General features: G+C 68.2%; 17 protein-coding genes. 4 read left to right on the forward strand and 13 right to left on the reverse strand.

Features of this window, described 5'->3' with window-relative positions:
* Positions 1-161: 161 nt before the first annotated feature.
* From CRP45_RS34470 to CRP45_RS05910, 4 genes are all read right to left on the reverse strand, one after another.
* A complete protein-coding gene (locus CRP45_RS34470) occupies positions 162-935 on the reverse strand; it encodes a Zn-ribbon domain-containing OB-fold protein (protein ID WP_245909935.1) in 774 nt (257 codons plus the stop codon).
* A gap of 33 nt (positions 936-968) precedes the next feature.
* Positions 969-1,418 (reverse strand): hypothetical protein, encoded by a 450-nt coding sequence (locus CRP45_RS05900; RefSeq protein ID WP_143861356.1) that lies wholly within the window; start codon positions 1,416-1,418, stop codon positions 969-971.
* Positions 1,419-1,608: 190 nt separating this feature from the next.
* Complete coding sequence (locus CRP45_RS05905) at positions 1,609-2,199, reverse strand: protoglobin domain-containing protein (RefSeq protein WP_218841084.1); 591 nt, start codon at positions 2,197-2,199, stop codon at positions 1,609-1,611.
* Between the two features lie 177 nt (positions 2,200-2,376).
* A complete protein-coding gene (locus tag CRP45_RS05910) occupies positions 2,377-3,123 on the reverse strand; it encodes a type 1 glutamine amidotransferase (RefSeq protein ID WP_218841085.1) in 747 nt (248 codons plus the stop codon).
* Positions 3,124-3,279: 156 nt separating this feature from the next.
* On the opposite strand from CRP45_RS05910, the gene CRP45_RS05915 reads away from it, so the two are divergent.
* The 3 genes from CRP45_RS05915 (at position 3,280) to CRP45_RS05925 (ending at position 7,360) form a co-directional block, all read left to right on the forward strand.
* Positions 3,280-3,900, forward strand: a complete 621-nt coding sequence (locus CRP45_RS05915; protein WP_097244109.1) for a MarR family winged helix-turn-helix transcriptional regulator — start codon at positions 3,280-3,282, stop codon at positions 3,898-3,900.
* Between the two features lie 228 nt (positions 3,901-4,128).
* The gene (locus CRP45_RS05920; RefSeq protein WP_097244110.1) at positions 4,129-6,000 is read left to right on the forward strand and encodes a multicopper oxidase family protein; all 1,872 of its coding nucleotides are present in this window, start codon (positions 4,129-4,131) and stop codon (positions 5,998-6,000) included.
* Between the two features lie 169 nt (positions 6,001-6,169).
* The gene (locus CRP45_RS05925) at positions 6,170-7,360 is read left to right on the forward strand and encodes a L,D-transpeptidase (RefSeq protein ID WP_245909937.1); all 1,191 of its coding nucleotides are present in this window, start codon (positions 6,170-6,172) and stop codon (positions 7,358-7,360) included.
* 63 nt (positions 7,361-7,423) lie between these two features.
* On the opposite strand, the gene CRP45_RS05930 is transcribed toward CRP45_RS05925, so the two are convergent.
* The 9 genes from CRP45_RS05930 to CRP45_RS05970 all read right to left on the reverse strand — a co-directional run bounded on the left by CRP45_RS05930 (position 7,424) and on the right by CRP45_RS05970 (position 15,958).
* Entirely contained in the window at positions 7,424-8,482 is a 1,059-nt protein-coding gene (locus tag CRP45_RS05930) for a YeiH family protein (protein WP_097244111.1), read from the reverse strand.
* 98 nt (positions 8,483-8,580) lie between these two features.
* On the reverse strand, positions 8,581-9,351 hold the full coding sequence (locus tag CRP45_RS05935; protein ID WP_097244112.1) for a DUF8020 domain-containing protein: 771 nt from the start codon (positions 9,349-9,351) through the stop codon (positions 8,581-8,583).
* A 69-nt stretch (positions 9,352-9,420) separates the two neighbouring features.
* Positions 9,421-10,092: a 3-oxoacid CoA-transferase subunit B gene (locus CRP45_RS05940; RefSeq protein WP_097244113.1), complete on the reverse strand. Its 672-nt coding sequence runs from the start codon at positions 10,090-10,092 to the stop codon at positions 9,421-9,423.
* A 1-nt stretch (position 10,093) separates the two neighbouring features.
* Positions 10,094-10,858, reverse strand: a complete 765-nt coding sequence (locus CRP45_RS05945; protein WP_097244114.1) for a CoA transferase subunit A — start codon at positions 10,856-10,858, stop codon at positions 10,094-10,096.
* Positions 10,855-11,448, reverse strand: coding sequence for an RBBP9/YdeN family alpha/beta hydrolase (locus CRP45_RS05950; protein ID WP_097244115.1), 594 nt, complete (start codon positions 11,446-11,448; stop codon positions 10,855-10,857). The genes CRP45_RS05945 and CRP45_RS05950 overlap by 4 nt, the downstream gene beginning before the upstream one ends.
* Positions 11,449-11,472: 24 nt before the next feature.
* Entirely contained in the window at positions 11,473-12,813 is a 1,341-nt protein-coding gene (locus tag CRP45_RS05955; protein ID WP_097244116.1) for an MFS transporter, read from the reverse strand.
* 138 nt (positions 12,814-12,951) lie between these two features.
* Positions 12,952-14,004: a beta-keto acid cleavage family enzyme gene (locus CRP45_RS05960; RefSeq protein ID WP_097244117.1), complete on the reverse strand. Its 1,053-nt coding sequence runs from the start codon at positions 14,002-14,004 to the stop codon at positions 12,952-12,954.
* 45 nt (positions 14,005-14,049) lie between these two features.
* Positions 14,050-14,910: a TauD/TfdA dioxygenase family protein gene (locus tag CRP45_RS05965; protein WP_097244118.1), complete on the reverse strand. Its 861-nt coding sequence runs from the start codon at positions 14,908-14,910 to the stop codon at positions 14,050-14,052.
* A gap of 73 nt (positions 14,911-14,983) precedes the next feature.
* Positions 14,984-15,958 (reverse strand): quinone oxidoreductase family protein, encoded by a 975-nt coding sequence (locus CRP45_RS05970; RefSeq protein WP_097244119.1) that lies wholly within the window; start codon positions 15,956-15,958, stop codon positions 14,984-14,986.
* A gap of 138 nt (positions 15,959-16,096) precedes the next feature.
* Between CRP45_RS05970 and CRP45_RS05975 the strand changes: the two genes are divergently transcribed.
* The gene (locus CRP45_RS05975; protein WP_097244120.1) at positions 16,097-17,125 is read left to right on the forward strand and encodes an AraC family transcriptional regulator; all 1,029 of its coding nucleotides are present in this window, start codon (positions 16,097-16,099) and stop codon (positions 17,123-17,125) included.
* The last annotated feature ends 120 nt before the right edge of the window (positions 17,126-17,245 follow it).

Consider the following 17,245-nt stretch of genomic DNA (forward strand, 5'->3'; position numbering starts at 1 on the left):
CTGAGGTTATGACACAGTCGAGGAATTCCGTCGGCGGGCGGCCGAGGGAACTGTTCGAACGCGTCGGAGTACCACACGGATATCGCAACTGGATGGAGTAGCGTTCCGGGTCTTCGAATGGAGAGGATCGGCGCGAGGCTGGAACAGCGCAGCTCGGCCCGTCAACCGACCGAAAGCAGGGAGTCCACCTCCCACGCCTCCGTCAACGACTCCCGCAAACGACCTTTCAGCTCACGCACCGCGATGCTGTCGCTGCCCCGCGGGCACAGCGCCTCGTCCACCATCAGCAGGAACCGGCGGCGCGTCACGCCGAAAGTCACCAGCAACTCCCCCGCGGTCGCGCCACCGAACGGAGCCCAGCGGATGGCGAACCCGATCAACGACTTCGCCGCCGAGTCCAGGCACCCCGCACCCGCGAGCCGATCGCACTGATCCAACGCCGCCCGCATCCACGACCCGTCATAGCGGTGGTCGGTGTCCCGAGAAGGCGTTGAGATGACGTCCGGCGCACTCCGCGACGGTTCGGGCAGCTCATCGCTCGCCGAATCGCGCGTGTCGGGACAGACGACGAACACCGGAAACCGATCCACCCGGGGACGCGGCTGGAATCGGACCCGCACCGACTCGTCCATCGGCAGCGGACCATCGCCCTCGATCGTGGTGAACACCCACGGCCCCTCGTCGAGCTCGACCACAGCGGTCGTCAACGGCTCCACTTCCGCGTGCGGACCGCCGACACTGCGGTGCACCAGCCGCCAGGACACGATGGACCCGTAACCGGCCGAGGGCACCCACTCGAGCGCCGAGGACTGACACGTCGCGCACGCGGCGGTCAGCGGGGCGAACAACTTGTCGCACCTGCCGCAGCGCCGGATCATCAAGGTCCCGGTCCGCGCCACGGAAGTGGCCTTCGATTCGTGTGTGTGCTGATACATGGAAAACCTCGGGGTGATGGCTGTATCCCGTCCTCACCGAGCGTCATCCTTCGAGGGAGTTACCACGACCGTAGAAATACGGTGATGGATACCTATTTCTGCCCGAACCCGAACATCGGCTGCGACAGGTAGCCGAGTCGCTGGGATCGCCAACCGTGGCGGCCCTGGGAACACCACCGCCCGGCCGCGCTCCAGACGGTAGTGTCCCGCCGCCCCGTGCGAAGAACCCTCCAGGAACGCGACATCGTCCGGCAGCACATCGCCGTCGGTGTCGACCTCCACGACGACGCGATCCCGACGGACACCCATGTATCCGCTCACGCGCTCGACCAAGGCGCGAACCTCCGGCTCGCTGCCGGAGTACGCGTCGGGGAAGAAGTCCGAAGTCGGCAGGATCACCGGTGTGCGCAGCGTCCTCGGCCCGAATTGCGTTGCGCACCAGCTCAACATCTCCTCGACCCACATGCGCTCGATCTCCCCCACCGGGCACCTCGGCTTGAAAAATCCCATGCGGCATTATCTCTGGCGAAGCGGGCTCAGGCCTCGTCAGCGCCATACGCTCAGGCGCGGCTCCCGACCGCGGTCGCCGCCGACAACTGCCAGTAGGCGGTTACGGCGACCTCGGCGGTGCTCCTCGCGACGGCGACGGGAGTTCGGAGCTGAGTTGGGTTGGCTACCAGGCGGATCCGGCGTAGGGCTGCGACCACAGGGCGATCTGCAAGGTGACGGCTTTGAACCAGGCTTGGTACATCGCCTCGACCTGGTCGTCGTCGTGGCCGCCCGCGGCGAGGAAGGGCCGGATCGTCGCGGTGATCGGGTAGATGAAGGCGATGAGGTAGCGCAGCGGGATGTGCGGCACCGAATCGGCGTGATCGGTCTGGTTCTTCTTCGCGCGGGTGTGGCGTAGCGCGATTTCCTGCTGGTAGGCCAGCCACTGCTCGTCGTAGGGGCGGGTGCAGGTGTCGATGATCCAGCGCCCGAACCGGGCACGCACGCGCTGCAGATAGTCACCGATCGGCTCGCCGGAGGGTGTGGAGAAGTACGCGAGCAGGTGGGGGTGCGAACCCACGAAGCCGTACCAGACGTCGAGGACCTCCTCGACCTGGCCACCGAGGACTTCTCCGGCGGTGCGCAGCGCGGCCTCGTCGTCGGGGCCGAACAGGACGCCGGCCCGCAGAGCGGCGAGATCGTCGAGGGTGACCGGCGAGCGGTGGAGCGCGGGATCGTCGTGGTCGTATCCGGGGATAGGGGTGGTCATGCTCATCAGGGACTCCTTGGTTGCGTCGGTGAACAAATGGGCGTGACGGCCTGTTCGGCGGAGCTGTTCAGGTCGGGCTGTGCATGTAGTCGTGGTGTTCGGTGTCGCCGTGTTCGTCACCGGTGAACCGCCACGTCGAGGGCCGCGCGGCGCCGACGGACACGAGCAGCACTCGCGCCTTGGTCACGGTCGGACCTTTCCCGGTGACTGCTGGGATCGACGGTCGGCCGCGGTCAGCGCATGCTCGGCCCAGCGCGCGAGGATCTGGGCACCCGTCGCGGCCACGGCTTCGGCGGCATCGGGTGCCACGGCGATTCCCGAGGGTAGGTGCGGCCGGACCTCGTCGAGGGCGTCCGCGTCGAGTTCGACATGGAACTGCACGCCGTAGGACGCACCGACGCGAAACGCCTGGTGCGGGTAGACCTTCGAGCTCGCCACATGGACAGCGCCGTTCGGCAGGGTGAAGGTGTCGTGATGCCAGTGCACCACCGGCAGCTCCGGTCCGGACGGCCCGAAGACCGGATCGGTCGACCCCGCACCGGTGAGCGTCACGGTTCCGGCGCCGACTTCCAGCACCGGACCGCGCAGCACTCGCGCTCCCAGCGCCGCGGCAAGCAGCTGCGCGCCGAGGCAGATCCCGAGCACCGGTCGGTCTTGCTCGACGCACCGGGCCACGAGGTCCCGCTCGTTCACCAGGTAGGGGTGGTCGCGATCATCGAGCGCACCCATCGGCCCGCCGAGCACCACGAGCACATCGACCTGCGACGCGTCCGGCAGAGGCTCGCCCCGATCCACACGCACCACCCGCGGCTCAGCACCTGCCGCCGACAACGCCGACGCGATCAGTCCCGGGCCCTCGAACGGCACATGCTGCACCACCACCGCGCGCACGCCGACCTCCTGCATATCCGTAGCGACAACGCCAAGCATGCCACAAGCTACATAGGAGTCCTACCTAGTTACTCGAACTGGCTTGTCCAGCAGGCGTCACGCACCCGAACGGATCTTCGATCGGCAGATCGGGCGCGAAGACGGTAACGACGTATCATTGCAGTGATTAGGAGTCCTACGTTCGAGGCGGATGACATGACCGAGCACGCGCGAAAAGCCGACGACAGCGGCGGGCTGGACCGCCGGCTGGCGGACGCGCTCGAACGGCTCGGACACGGCATGCGCGCGCTGGCCCAGCGCAGCGCCCGCGAACACGGACTCTCGCCGCTGCAGCAGCAGGTGGTTCTCGCGTTGTCCCGGCAGCCGGCGACCCGGCGCGAGGTGAGCGCATTGGCCGCGGAGTTCGACGTCACCACACCGACGCTGTCCGACGCCGTCGCCGCACTCGAACGCAAGCAGCTGGTATCCCGCTCGCCGGGCACCGATGGGCGCAGACGGCTGCTCACCCTGACCGACGACGGCGAACAGGTCGCGCGCGAACTCGCGCGGTGGGACGAGCCGCTGCTGTCGGCACTGGCCGGGTTGTCGGTCGCGGACCGAGCGACGACGCTCAACAGCCTCCTGCATCTGATCGGCGACCTGCAACGCCGCGGCGTGGTGAGCGTCGCGAGGATGTGCACCACCTGCCGCTTCTTCGATCCCTACGTCCACCCCGATCCGGCCGAGCCGCACCACTGCCACCTCCTGCAACGGCCACTGCCGCTGACGGACTTGCGGACCGACTGCCCCGAGCACGAACTCGCCACCGCCCGTTGACACAGGCGGAGGGCTTCGCCGATCTCCACCGACACGACGACAAGGCTGGTCGGCAATCACGTGCTGGGAGCCTGGGGGGTTGGACTGTGCCGCACTGTCGCACGCGGCGGAACCGGGACGCCGCGAAGTCCCAACGGCCGCGCTTCGCCGAATCGAGGCCGACCAGCGTGTAGCGTCGCTTCTCCTGGTGTAGACGCAGATCGAGACCATCACCGGCGGGAGCATCGGATGGATGGATCCTGGCAGCGCCCTGTTGCCGAAGCGGCGCAGGCACTTTCACGGCGCGGTTTCGTGCTCGGCGCGCTCGGTGCGATCGGCGTGGCCGCAGGCGCACCGGCCGCCGCGGAGATCTTCCCGCTACCGCCCGCTCCGCTGCCGCTGCCGCCGCTGCCCCCACTGCCGATCACGCCGTTCAACTACCATTCGCCGCCACTCGAACCGTTCGCCGATCCGCTGCCGATCCCCGAGACTCGCCCCGCCGCAGGCGAACTGGTGGCCACGTCGGGCGTGCACCGCTATCACCGCGACCTCCCCGAGACCCGCTCGTGGGGATACTCCCGCCCGGTGCTCGGCCCGACCCTCGAGGCGCACCGGGGCCGCCCCGCACACATCACCTTCCGCAACGAGCTCGGTCCGCACGTGCTCGCCGCACACGTCGACACCGGCATGCACGCCACCACCGACCTCGACCGCACCGATCCCCGCATGACCGTGCACCTGCACGGTGCGCACAACCACCCGGATTTCGACGGCCATCCACTGATCACCTGGCGCAACGGAGGCCGGATCCGCAACTGGTACGGCAACCGGCAGCAGGCGACCACCCTCTGGTACCACGATCACGCGATGGGCATCACCCGGCTCAACCTCCAGGCCGGGCTCGCCGGAATGTACTACCTGCGCGACGAATTCGACACCGGCGCACCGGACAACCCGCTCGGGCTGCCCACCGGCGAATACGAGATACCGCTGATCGTGCAGGACCGCACGTTCAACCCCGACGGCAGTCTGCAACCCATGGTCGGGACCTATATCGCCGAGGGCTACAACCAATCCGGCCAGTTCGGTGACGTCGCGTGCGTCAACGGCGTCGCATGGCCGTCGTTACCGGTCCGGCGCACCCTGTACCGATTCCGGCTGCTGCAAGCATCCAATTCGCGGACCTACACCTTCGAGTTCGACAACCGGATGCCGTTCTGGGTCATCGGCAACGATCTCGGTCTACTGGACGCACCGGTGCCGACCACCGCGGTCCGGTTGAGTTCGGGCGAACGCGCCGACCTGCTCGTCGATTTCAGCGGGCTGCGCGACGGCGAGAGCGTGGAGCTCACCAACACCGAGCTCAACGATTTCGGCAACACGGTCTTCATGGTTCCCGCGCTGCCCCGCATCATGCGGTTCACCGTCGCAGGGGACGGTCCGGCCGCTGCCGTGCCCGCCCGGCTGCGCGGCGGCGACGGGCAGCCCGCACCGCTGGAGCCGCTCGACGCCCCGCAACTGACCAGGACCATGACGATGATGGGCCTGACCGACACCCTGCGACCCCCCTTCGCCTCCACCCTGCTCGCGCTGAACAACCTGCCGTTCCGCACCACCGATGTCGACGTCGCGAAAGCGGGCACCGTCGAACAATGGGACCTGATCAACGCCACCCCCTTCGACCACCCGATCCACCTGCACCTGGCCCGGATGCGCATCCTCGGCAGGCAACCCATCCTGACCTCGGCCTACTGGCTGTCCAACAGCCCCGGACCGGCCTGGGGCACACGATGGAATCCGCCCGCCGACGCCTTCGTCCGGGGCCCCCAGCAGCCACCCCAACCGTGGGAAACCGGATGGAAGGACACCGTCCTGTGCCCGACGGACGCCATCACCCGCGTCCTGGTGTACTGGCCCTCCATCGACGAACTCGGCTTCGACCCCGACACCCCACTGCGCGTCCGCGACGGCGCCGAAGCCATCGCACCCTACGGCGACCCCGCACCCCGGCACCACGCGAACCACACCGACGCGACCACCATCCGCGGCTACGTCTGGCACTGCCACAACCTCGACCACGAGGATCACGACATGATGCAACAGATCCGCATCACCGCCTGATCAGGATTCGGCGCCGTCCATCGCGCTGTCCGGAATCAATCGCGGAATGGTGTCGGTTCTGCGACGGATCGATGGAGTTACCGCTCGTTGGCGCCTCGCGCGGTGGGTAGCTGACACATGCTGACGGACAGAGGTCGGCCCTGCTACACCCGGCGAAGGGAGATGCGCGGTGGCTTTGGGACGTCGTCGGCTGTTGATCGGCTTCGCCGCCGGTGCGGGAGGCCTCGCCCTGACCGGATGCGGGCAGCGGGAACCCGCACCGCCCAAACCCGCCACGATCCGATTCGATCCGCCACCCGGCGCCCACGATGTCGATGCGCGCAGCCCCGGCACGGTCACGGTCACCGACGGGACACTGCGCTCGGTCGAGTGGATCGATGAGACAGGCAGATCACTACCCGGCGCACCCGCACCCGATCATCGGACCTGGACCAGCACCGAACCACTCGGCTACGCACACACCTACACCGCCAAAGCCGTGGCGCACGGCGAAGCCGGCGACATCACCGCGACGACGACCTGCACCACGGTGCGACCGCACGAGCTCGTCGACGTCTCCCTGCGCTCGGCCAATCTCGTCGAGCTAGCCGAAAACGACACCTACGGAGTGGGTTTCGTACTCGCCGCCCGTTTCGACAACCCCGTCGACCGGGCCGCCGCCGAACGCCACATCGCGGTCACCACCCAGCCGGCCGTCACCGGCGCCTGGTACTGGCTCGACGATCGGAACGCGCACTGGCGACCGGAGCACTACCACGCCCCCGGTACTCGAATCACGGTCGAGGCCAACCTGTTCGGGCGCGCGCTCGGCGAGGGCCGCTACGGCCTGCGCGACCAACGGGTCTCGGTGAACATCGGACCCGCGCACGTCGCGATCGCCGACGACAACACCAAACAGATCGAAGTCTTCGACAACGGAAACCTGGTGCGCACCATGCCCACATCGATGGGCAAGGGCGGCACCACCGTCGTCGGCGGCCGATACCTGTCGTTCTGGACCCGCCCCGGCATCTACACCGTGCTCGACCGAAACAACCCGGTGATCATGGACTCCACCACCTACGGCCTGCCCGCCAGCGCGGGCGGCTACCGCACCAGCATCGACCACGCGGTCCGCATCAGCCACGACGGAATCTTCGTCCACGCACTGGCCGCGAGCATGTGGGCCCAAGGCAACACCAACGTCTCACACGGCTGCCTGAACCTCTCCCCCACCGACGCCGCCTGGTTCTACGACTTCGTCATCCCCGGCGACGTCGTCGAGGTCCGCAACACCGGCGGCGATCCCCTCGACATCTGGCAGAACGGCGATTGGAGCATCCCCTGGTCCGAGTGGCTTCGCGGCGGCGTCCCCGCATGAGCCGCGAAGCCGAGGACGATGAATTTCGTTGCGCCGGGCAAGGTATCGGCACCGGGGACGTGTTCAGGCGGCGAGCAGGGCGCCGGCCAGAGCGATCGAGGTGATCCAGACCGTCGAAGCGGTAGCCAGCAGCAGGGGGCGGATGCCGAGCCGCTTCAGGATGTGTAGCCGGACCCCGGTGCCCAGCGCGAACATGGCGGCGGTGAGCAGAGCCGTCTGGGCGAGACGCGCCGCGTCCAGGAAGGTGGCGGGTAGGACGCCGGTGGTTCGCAGTCCCGCGCACACGAGGAATGCGAGCACGAACAGCGGAATCAGGGGCGCGGACCGGCTTTTCGCTTGTTCGGCGCTGCGGCGCAGCTGCCAGCTGATGGCGGCGAGGACGGGAGCGAGCAGGGCGACGCGCGCGAGTTTGACCACGACGGCGACGGTGAGCGCGGTGCCGCCGAGCGCACCGCCCGCCGCGACGACCTGCGCTACTTCGTGGATCGCGGCGCCCGCCCACACTCCGCCGGCGTGTTCGTCCATTCCGATCGCATGCGCCGCCGGCGGGAGGAGCGCGATCAGCAGCGTTCCGAAGGCCACGACCAATGCCAGTGTGGTGATGAGTTCTTCTTCCCTGGCTTCGATCACGCCGTCGACGGCGGCGACCGCGGCGGCGCCGCAGATGGAGAACCCGCAGGCGATCAGCAGACGTTGAGTCCAGCTCACGCCCAGTAGGCGACCGAGCCACATGGTCGCCCCGATGCCGAGGACGACGACCGCGACGACGACGGCGAGGGTGGCGGGTCCGAGCCCGAGAATGTCGGTGAAGGTCACCTGCAACCCGAGCAGCGCAACGCCGATGCGGAGCAAGCGTTTGGCGCAGAACTGCAATCCGGGTTGGATGCGTTGCGGCAGGGCAACGACATTGGCGATGACCGCTCCGACGATGATCGCGATCAGCAGGGGGCTTGCGCCGGTGATCCACCGTGCCGTCATCTCGATCGCGACGACGACGAGAGCGGCGAGGGCGATTCCTGGCCAGTGCGCGTGTACCCAGCCGGCGGCGCGGTCACGGTGTCGGTGGTCTTGCGGCGCTCCTGGTGGCCGGTCGAGGTGGGCGTTGGCATTCGGCGCAGACATGTGGTGGGCCATGGTCCTCGATCAGGGGTCGGTGCGGCGGGTGGCCGCGCGCCGCCACAGCCACACCGGGCGTGCACCGGGTGTGGCTGTGGCACTGGCTATTTGGCTTGCGGTGCGGGCTGCTGTGCCGGGTCCTTGCAGTAGGCGAGCTCAGGCGGGCACGGCGCGAGGATGGTGGAGAAGTACTGGATGGCGGAGAACAGGGTGATGGGTCCGCCTGCCAGCACGATTCCGGCCATAGAGCCGACCGCGCCGACGGTGGCCATGCCGAGGACGCACCCGGCGACGGTCGCACCGACGAACGGCACGAGCAGCGCGATCAGCGGGCTGGAGATGGCCGCTCCGGCCGCGGCTCCGACCAGGCAACCCACTCCCCCGCCGAGGACGGCGCCGAGCACGGCACTGACAGCGGCGCCGATGGCGGCGCGTTGGGCGAACACGCCGAGCGCTTGGGCATCCCGGGGAGTGAAGGATTCCGCTACCTGGGACGCGGCTTGCTCGACGGTCACGACGTCCGTCGCGGCCACCGGTGTGACCCGTTGGGGGTTGTCCTTCGATGGCGTCAGTGTCGCGGTGGTGTCGTCGACCCGAGCGGTGATCGGGTAGGCGGTGTCGTCGATCCGGTAGCTCAGCGGGATGGCGGCGACGAATCGATCGTCGCGATCGACGAGGACGAGTTGCTGGTCGATCTGGCGCAGCGTGCCGTTGGTGATGCTCAAGACCGCCGAGTCGCCGGAGCGGGTGACCTCGTAATGCACTGCCGCCGAGGCGGAATCGTCCGGCATCGGCGCGGCGTGCGCGGTGGCGGCGGTGGTAGCCAGCGCCGCGGCGGCAAGGGCGGCCGTCACAGCCGTGTTCATCGTCTTCATGACGTGTTTCCTCATCTTCGTTGATGTGCGGTTCAGGTACCGGAGACCGAGCTGGTGGACGCGAGCCGGCTATTCGCTTGGGCGAGTTCGCTTTTGGGTCAGCGGCGCGGCGGTTGCCGCCTGGACGTCGGCCTCGCTGACGCCGGGAGCGCACTCGCGCAAGGCCAAACCGGTGGGCGTGACGTCGATGACGGCGAGATCGGTGATGATGCGGTGCACGACCCTTTCACCCGTCAGCGGGAGCGTGCAGCAGCGGACGATCTTCGGCGCACCGGTCTTGTCGGTGTGTTCCATGAGCACGATGACCCGCCGGGCGCCGTGCACCAGGTCCATCGCGCCGCCCATGCCTTTGACCATGCGGCCAGGCACCATCCAGTTCGCCAGATCGCCGGTGGCCGAGACCTGCATGCCGCCGAGAACGGCGGTGTCGATGTGGCCGCCGCGGATCATGCCGAAGCTGGTCGCGGAGTCGAAGAACGACGCGCCCGCGATCACGGTGACGGTCTCCTTACCCGCGTTGATCAGATCGGGGTCTACCTCGGCCTCGTTCGGGTAGGGGCCGGTGCCGAGGATGCCGTTCTCGGAATGGAGAACGACGCGGACGCCGTCGGGCAGCTGGTCGGGAATCAGGGTCGGTAATCCGATGCCCAAATTGACGTATTCGCCTGCGCGCAGTTCCCGCGCGGCACGCGCGGCCATGGCGGTGCGGGACCAGCCGCGAACGGTGATTGCAGTAGACATGTCAGCGCTCCTCGGCGACGGTGCGTTTCTCGATGTGTTTGGGTCGCGCTCCGGTATGCACGACGCGGTCGACGAAGATGCCGGGCAAGTGAATCTGTTGCGGGTCGAGATCACCTGCTGGAACGAGGTTTTCGACCTCGGCGAGGCAGATGCGTCCGGCCGTGGCGGCGAGCGGGTTGAAGTTGCGAGCCGACTTGTCGAACACCAAATTGCCCTCGGTGTCGCCGATGAGCGCGTGCACCAGTGCGTAGTCGGCGGTGAGAGCCTCTTCGAGCACGTAGCGCCGATCGCTCCACCGGCCGCCGAAGGTGCGCACCTCCTTCGGCGGCGAGGCGACGGCGACCGAACCATCGGACGCGTATCGCCAGGGCAGGCCACCCTCGGCGACGGGGGTACCGACGCCGGCGGGTGTGAAGAACGCCGGGATGCCTGCCCCGCCAGCCCGCAGTTTCTCGGCGAGCGTGCCCTGCGGAGTCAGCACGACCTCGAGTTCACCGGACAGGTACTGCCGCGCGAACTCACTGTTCTCTCCCACGTAGGAGGCCGTGATACGGCGGATGCGCTTGTCCGCCAGCAGTATTCCCAGACCGTGCTCGTCGGTGCCGCAGTTGTTGGAGATGATGTCGAGGTCGGTGACGTCGCGGGCGGCCAAGGCCTCGATGAGTGCGTCCGGGATGCCACACAACCCGAAGCCGCCGACCGCAAGACACGACCCGGAGGCGATATCGGCGACCGCCTCCGCGGCGGAGGTGACGATCTTGCTCACCGGGCGGCCTCCGCGCCGGCCGAGGCGACGGCCGTCAGCTCGCGCAGTAGTTCTTCCGCGCGCGGCCAGTAGCCGTAGCCGGAGGCTGGATTGAGGTGGCCGACGTCGCCGAGATCCACCATGCGACTCCCCCACGCCTCGGCCATGCCCGCCACCCGCCGATGCGAGGCGAGCGGGTCGGTGGTGGAGGCGGCCACGATGCTGGGGAACGGCAGTCGGCGTCGTGGAATCGGATTCCAGCCACCGGCCTCGAGTTCTTGGAGCGTCGGATGGTCCTGCGGCAGCGGCGTTTCGAGGTCAGGCGGGGTGGCCAGCAGAGCGGCGTGCACAGGTCGGGTGGGCCGCTGCGCCCAGTGGACGGCGATCATGACCCCCGCGCTGTGCGCGACCAGCACCACGGGGCCTTCGACATCGGTGAGGACGCTGTCGAGCGCGGCTACGCGAGCGGCGAGCGAGAGCCGGTCGTGCTCGAGCGGCGCGACGGTGCGGACGTCGTCCAGTCGTTCGGCGAGCAGAGTCTGCCAGTGTTCGGGCACGTGGTCACGCAGCCCTGGCACGATGACGACGGTAGGTTCGGCGGTGTCGTTCATAGTGTGCGGCAATTCCTTTCGAGATCAGTGCGAGGCCGCGGGGTCGACGGCCGCGAGGCGGCGGAGTCCGGCGGGGTAGACGCGTTTGCCAAGCAACAGGGCGGCGATGGCGGCCAGGTAGGCCAGTGGCGCCAGGCGCAGCGCGGTCGCCAGACCGAGGTGATCGGCGAGGACGCCGACGACGAAGGGACCGAGGGCGAGTCCGAGCAGGCTGTTGGCCAGGGTCAGGGTGCCGAAGGCCGACGCACGCACCGACGCATGGGTGAGGTTGGCGACCATGGCCGCGGTGGGTCCCGACGAACCGCCGGAGAAGAAGGCGCCGATACCGATCAGCACCAACTGCACGGGACCGGTTCCGAGACTGAAGCCCACCGCGAGGCAGACCAGTGCGATCGTGCAGAACACGATGGCGGCGGACCATTTTCGGGACATGTCCGCGCGGCCGACCCGGTCGGTGATCATCCCGCAACTCACCATCCCGGCTCCGACGAGCAGCACGAACACCGAGGCGATCGCGCCCGCTCGGTCCGGGGCCAGACCGTAGTTGCGGTTGAAGAAGCTCGGCATCCACGACAGCAGGACCGCGGCGGTGAAGATCTGCATGGCGCTACCCAGATAGGCGCACAGGACAGCGGGGTTGGTGAACAGCGTCGATACCGGTACGCGAAAACCTTTGCCGCCCGGACTTGCTCGCTGCGGCGGGTCGTAAGCATGCCGTGCGAGCTTCGCCTCGGTCACCACGGCACGGAACACCAGTGCCAGGATCAGGCCGAAGATCGCCATGGTGGCGAAGGACCAACGCCACCCGAGCTGCACGGCGATGATGCCGCCCAACCCGACGCCCAGCACCGATCCGAACGAGCCGCCCGCCATGAACGCGCCGCTCAGCGCGGCGTGCGCCCGCGGGGCGAAGGCGCTGAGCACCACGGCGATGCCGACGCTGCCGTAGGCCGCCTCTCCGACGCCGACCAGAAAGCGGGCGGCCAGCATCTGCCCGTAGCCGACGGCGACCGCGCACAGCAGCGTCGCGGCACTCCACAGAACGGCCATCAGGACCAGGCTGCGTATTCGTCCCCAGCGATCTGCCAGTACCGACAGCGGAAGGGTGAGTATTCCGACCATCAGCGCGACGACGCTGGTGAGCGATGCCAGTTGCGAATCCGACAGTGCCCATTCGCTTTTGAGGAAGGGAAAGACCGCGCTGAGGACCTGCCGGGACATGTAGTCGGCCAGCAGCAGACCGAATGCCAGCGCGAAGACCACCCACGGGTACCGGCGAACGGTTCGCGGTGCGCGGGCGGCCGCCGAGGCCGGGGCGGTGACCGTGTGGTCCTGCGCCCCGGTGGCGGTAGTGTGCAACTCCATTGGTGCTCCTACGAATCCGGTGCGCCGAGACGGTGGTGCGGCGCACCGGAGCTGAGGGGAAGAAGGAGGGCGCGCGACCACGGTGACCCGCGCCCCGGAATCGGTCGGTGACCGAAATCCCCGCCCGTAGTTCGAATCTCAGGCGTGGTGGGTGAAGCCGACCTGGCCGGGGCGGCGATTCGGGGCGTAGCCGAGGCGGGCGAGGGTCTCGTCGGCGTCGGCGTAGGAGGTGCCGATCTTGTAGATGTCGCGCGCGTCCTTGGCGGTGGCGACCTCGCGGCCGAGTTCGTTCGCGACGCGGACGAGCTGCTGGATCTGCTGGACCGATGTCATCTTCTGGCCCTTGCGGCCCCAGAGGGTGTCCTCGTTGCCGCAGCGGGTGTGCAGCCCCATGGCGATCGCCATCGCATTGACCGGCAGCACCGAGCGCATGAGGGTTTCGAGGGTCAGGCACGCGCCGTCGGGGACGCGCTGGACGAAGTTCATGATGTTGTACGGGTTCGGGCCGTCGAATCCGCCCCCGATGCCCACCCAGGTCAGGTTCAGCGGGCCGGTGTACACGCCACGGCGGATGAGCCGCTCCACCGTCTCGAGCTGCGGAATGCTGGACAGCTGGAAGTGCGGCTGGATCCCGGCGGCCTGGAGCCTGCGCAGGTGCTCTTCGACCCACTCGGGGCCTGCGGGCACCGTCATCTCCCGATACGCCGCCGCGAGCTCCGGACGCTCCATCGAAGTGCCCGCGATGTCGTCCGCGGTCATGAGCTCCATGATGTTCATCTGGCTGGTGTTGATCGCGATGGTCACCTGGTCCGGTTTCGGATCCAGCTCGGCGAGCATGTGCCGGGTGTCGTCGGACAGCCACTTCGCGTCGGCGCCTTCACCTTCCGGCGCGAACGAGATCGAGCCGCCGACCTGCAGGATCATCTCCGGCACCGCCTCCCGCAGGCCCGCGAGGAGTTCGTTGAACTTCGACAGCCGCTTGGAGCCCTTGCCGTCGAGTTCACGCACGTGGATGTGCAGTACCGTCGCGCCGGCCTCATAGCAGTCCACGGCCTGCTGGACGTGCTCTTCCATCGTCAGCGGCAGGTCCTCGCGGAAGTCGTCCGGCTCCCACTCCGGACCGTAGGGGGCGCAGGTGATGACCAGCTTGTCCTGGTTCTCCGGGAACAACGCGTCGTCGTGGAAATGCATGGATTCTCCGATTCGAGGTCGAATAATGTTGGGAATGAACGTTTTTCAGAAGGGCCGGTCGCCGATGATCCCGGCGCGCTCCATCTTTCGGACCGCGGGCCAGTAGTCCTGGACCGCGTAATGCTGGGTGGACCGGTTGTCCCAGATGGCGAAGCTGTTCTTCGTCCACCGCCAGCGGACCTGGTACTCGGGGACGGCGGCCTGTCGCATCAGGTAGTGCAGCAGTTCCGCGGCACCCGGCGCGTAGTCGAAGCCGAAGCGCACGTTCTCGGGGGTGTGATAGTTGGTCAGGTGGGTGGTGAAGGAGTTGACGAACAGGATTCGCTCACCGGTCTCCGGATGGGTGCGCACCACCGGGTGCTCGGCGTCGGGGAAGCGTTGCGCCAGCTCGAGGCGCTCGGCCTCCGGCATGGCCGCGCCGAAGCTGGCCTCGATGCTGTGCCGCGCCCGCAGACCCGCGATGCGTTCCTTGACGCGCTCGGGCAGTCGCCGGTACGCCTCGGCCATATTCACCCAAATGGTGTCGCCACCCACCGGTGGCGTCTCCACACAGCGCAGCACGCAGCCCATGGGCGGGTTCGCACGCCAGGTGGCATCGCAGTGGTAGGCGTTCTCGTAGTGTTCGGGCGGGCTGTCGAGGTCCTTGTAGATGCGGACCAGACCGGGGTGGTCGGGATCGCTGCCCGCCACCGGGTGGTCCTCCAGCAGGCCGAAGCGCTGCGCGAGAGCGACGTGGTCGGCGCGGCTGATGTCCTGGTCGCGGACGAAGAGCACCTTGTACTCGAGCAGCAGCGCGCGCAGCTCGGCGAACAGGGTGTCGTCATGAGCCGCTCGTGCGAGATCGATGTCGACGAGTTCGGCGCCGATCGTGCAGGTCAGGGGTTCGACCGTGATCGAGCCGCGCACAGTCGAATCACCTACTGGGGCAAAGGTTGTCACGAGTTCCTCCGAGAGGTGCGGTCCGGCTGGTGGCCGGGTGTCAGAGAGTGAAGACAGAGGAGCCGATACTCCGGCCGGATTCCAGGTCGCGATGCGCGCCCACCGCGTCGGACAGCTCGTAGCGCTGGTTGATCTCGATGCGGATGCGCCCCGCCGCGACATGGGCGAACAGCTCGCCTGCCAGTTCGGCTCGCTCGACGGGATCGGCGATGTAATCCGCGAGCGCCGGGCGGGTGACGAACAGTGAGCCGTTGACCGCCAGCCGCATGGCATCGATGGGCGGGGTCGGCCCGGAGGCGGTGCCGAAGCACACCAGCAGCCCGCGCCGCGACAGCGAATCCAGTGACGTGTCGAAGGTGGTCTTGCCGATGCTGTCGTAGACCACCGGCACGCCCGCCCCGTCGGTGAGTTCCCGCACCCGCGCTGCGACATCCTCGCGGGTGTAGATCACCACGTGATCGCAGCCGTGCGCCCGGGCGATCTCGGCCTTTTCCTCGCTCGATACCGTCCCGATCACGGTGAGCCCCAACAGCTTCGCCCACTGCGTGAAGATCAGCCCGACCCCGCCGGCGGCCGCGTGCAGCAGAACGGTGTCCCCTGCGCGGAGCGGATGGATGCGGCGCAGCAGGTAGGCCGTCGTCAAGCCCCGCATCGTCATCGCCGCGGCGGTGTCGAAGCCGATCTCCGCGGGCAATCCGATCAGATGCTCGGCGGGCATTACCCGCTCAGTGCTGTAGGCGCCGAGCGGGCTGCCGGTGTAAGTGACCCGGTCGCCGGGGCGGAAGCCGTCGACCCCGGGACCGACGGCCTGGATCACACCGGCCGCCTCGACGCCCATACCCGCGGGCAGCGGGGCCGGATACAGGCCGCTGCGGAAGTAGGTGTCGGCGAAGTTCAGCCCGACCGCCTCGTGCCGGATGCGCACCTGGCCCTGCCCTGGCTCGCCCACTTCGACCTCCTCCCAGCGCAACACCTCTGGGCTACCGGTCTCGTAGAAGCGAACAGCTTGTGCCACAACAGATCTCCTCTTCATCCCGGCGCGCATCCGCTGATCACGCTCGCTGTGATGAGACCCACAGTAGGTCGCAAGGCGGCACGATGCTTATCCTTGCGGGACAGAAAACTGTTCACTTCGGGACGGCAGGAGGATGCGTTGAAGCCGCTGGCCCGCTATGCCGCGCTGCACGGCTACGTCGAACTGGGCCGCTCGTTGGGCCTCGACCCGATCACGCTGCTCCGCACAGCCGGACTCGACCCGGCCGGCCTGAGCTTGCAGGACCGGTGGGTACCCGCCGCCGCCATCGCCGATCTGCTCGAACGCACCGCTGCCGCCGCCGGGTGCGAGGATCTCGGGCTACGCCTTGCCGAACGCCGCCGATTCGCCAACCTCGGCCCGCTCAGCGTGGTCATCCGCGAGGAACCCGACGTCCGCAGCGCCCTGCGGGTCCTTTCCCGCCACGAGCACATGTACAACGAGTCCCTGCGCACCCGGCTCACCGAGCACAACGGCATCGCCGCCATCCGCCTGAGTCTCGATCTCGGCAGCCCGGGCGAAACCCGGCAAGCCATCGAACTCGCCGTCGGCGTACTGCACGGACTCCTGCGCGGATTCCTCGGAACCACTTGGCAGCCGGCGGAAGTCCGCTTCACCCACCCCGCGCCGCGTGACCGCCGCACGCACCACCGCGTCCTCGGACCACAGGTCGCCTTCGAGCAGGACTTCAACGGAATCCTCACCTACACAACCGATCTCGACGCACCGAACGCCATGTCGGACCCGCAGCTGCGCGCCTACGCCCAGCAGTTGTTCGACTCACCCCGCGACACTCGCGCGGCCACCACGCTGGAACGCGTCCGGGAGCTCATCGAACTGCTCTTGCCCACCGGACGCTGCTCGGTCGACCAGATCGCCAGGAGCCTCGGTGTCGACCGCCGCACCGTTCACCGCCACTTGGCCGCCGAAGGCGAGACCTTCACCACCCTGCTCGACGCGACTCGCGCCGAACTCGCCCGGCACATGGTCACCAACGGCCGCCACACGCTCACCGAGATCGCCGAGCTGCTCGCGTTCTCGTCACCCGGCAACTTCTCCCGCTGGTTCCGTCGACGTCACGGCCGCAGCCCAAGCCAATGGCGCGCCGCCGCGCACAGCTCGGCGGACGGACCCTCTCCCCGCAGCTGAGCAAACACGCAACCGACACGGGACACGGCAGTTCTCCCTGGTCCTGCCGTGCCGACCGCTTAAGCTGTCTGCGCCGCAACGTGCGACAACACTCGAGGTCCATAAGCGCTAAGAGGTAGA

This window comes from Nocardia amikacinitolerans (assembly GCF_900215415.1).
Classification (GTDB): Bacteria; Actinomycetota; Actinomycetes; order Mycobacteriales; family Mycobacteriaceae; genus Nocardia; species Nocardia amikacinitolerans.

Coding starts and splice junctions, on each gene's coding strand:
- CRP45_RS34470 (WP_245909935.1), bottom strand. CDS start 935: ATGTATCAGCACACACACGAATCGAAGGCCACTTCCGTGGCGCGGACC.
- CRP45_RS05905 (WP_218841084.1), bottom strand. CDS start 2,199: ATGAGCATGACCACCCCTATCCCCGGATACGACCACGACGATCCCGCG.
- CRP45_RS05910 (WP_218841085.1), bottom strand. CDS start 3,123: ATGCTTGGCGTTGTCGCTACGGATATGCAGGAGGTCGGCGTGCGCGCG.
- CRP45_RS05915 (WP_097244109.1), top strand. CDS start 3,280: ATGACCGAGCACGCGCGAAAAGCCGACGACAGCGGCGGGCTGGACCGC.
- CRP45_RS05920 (WP_097244110.1), top strand. CDS start 4,129: ATGGATGGATCCTGGCAGCGCCCTGTTGCCGAAGCGGCGCAGGCACTT.
- CRP45_RS05930 (WP_097244111.1), bottom strand. CDS start 8,482: ATGTCTGCGCCGAATGCCAACGCCCACCTCGACCGGCCACCAGGAGCG.
- CRP45_RS05935 (WP_097244112.1), bottom strand. CDS start 9,351: ATGAAGACGATGAACACGGCTGTGACGGCCGCCCTTGCCGCCGCGGCG.
- CRP45_RS05940 (WP_097244113.1), bottom strand. CDS start 10,092: ATGTCTACTGCAATCACCGTTCGCGGCTGGTCCCGCACCGCCATGGCC.
- CRP45_RS05950 (WP_097244115.1), bottom strand. CDS start 11,448: ATGAACGACACCGCCGAACCTACCGTCGTCATCGTGCCAGGGCTGCGT.
- CRP45_RS05955 (WP_097244116.1), bottom strand. CDS start 12,813: ATGGAGTTGCACACTACCGCCACCGGGGCGCAGGACCACACGGTCACC.
- CRP45_RS05960 (WP_097244117.1), bottom strand. CDS start 14,004: ATGCATTTCCACGACGACGCGTTGTTCCCGGAGAACCAGGACAAGCTG.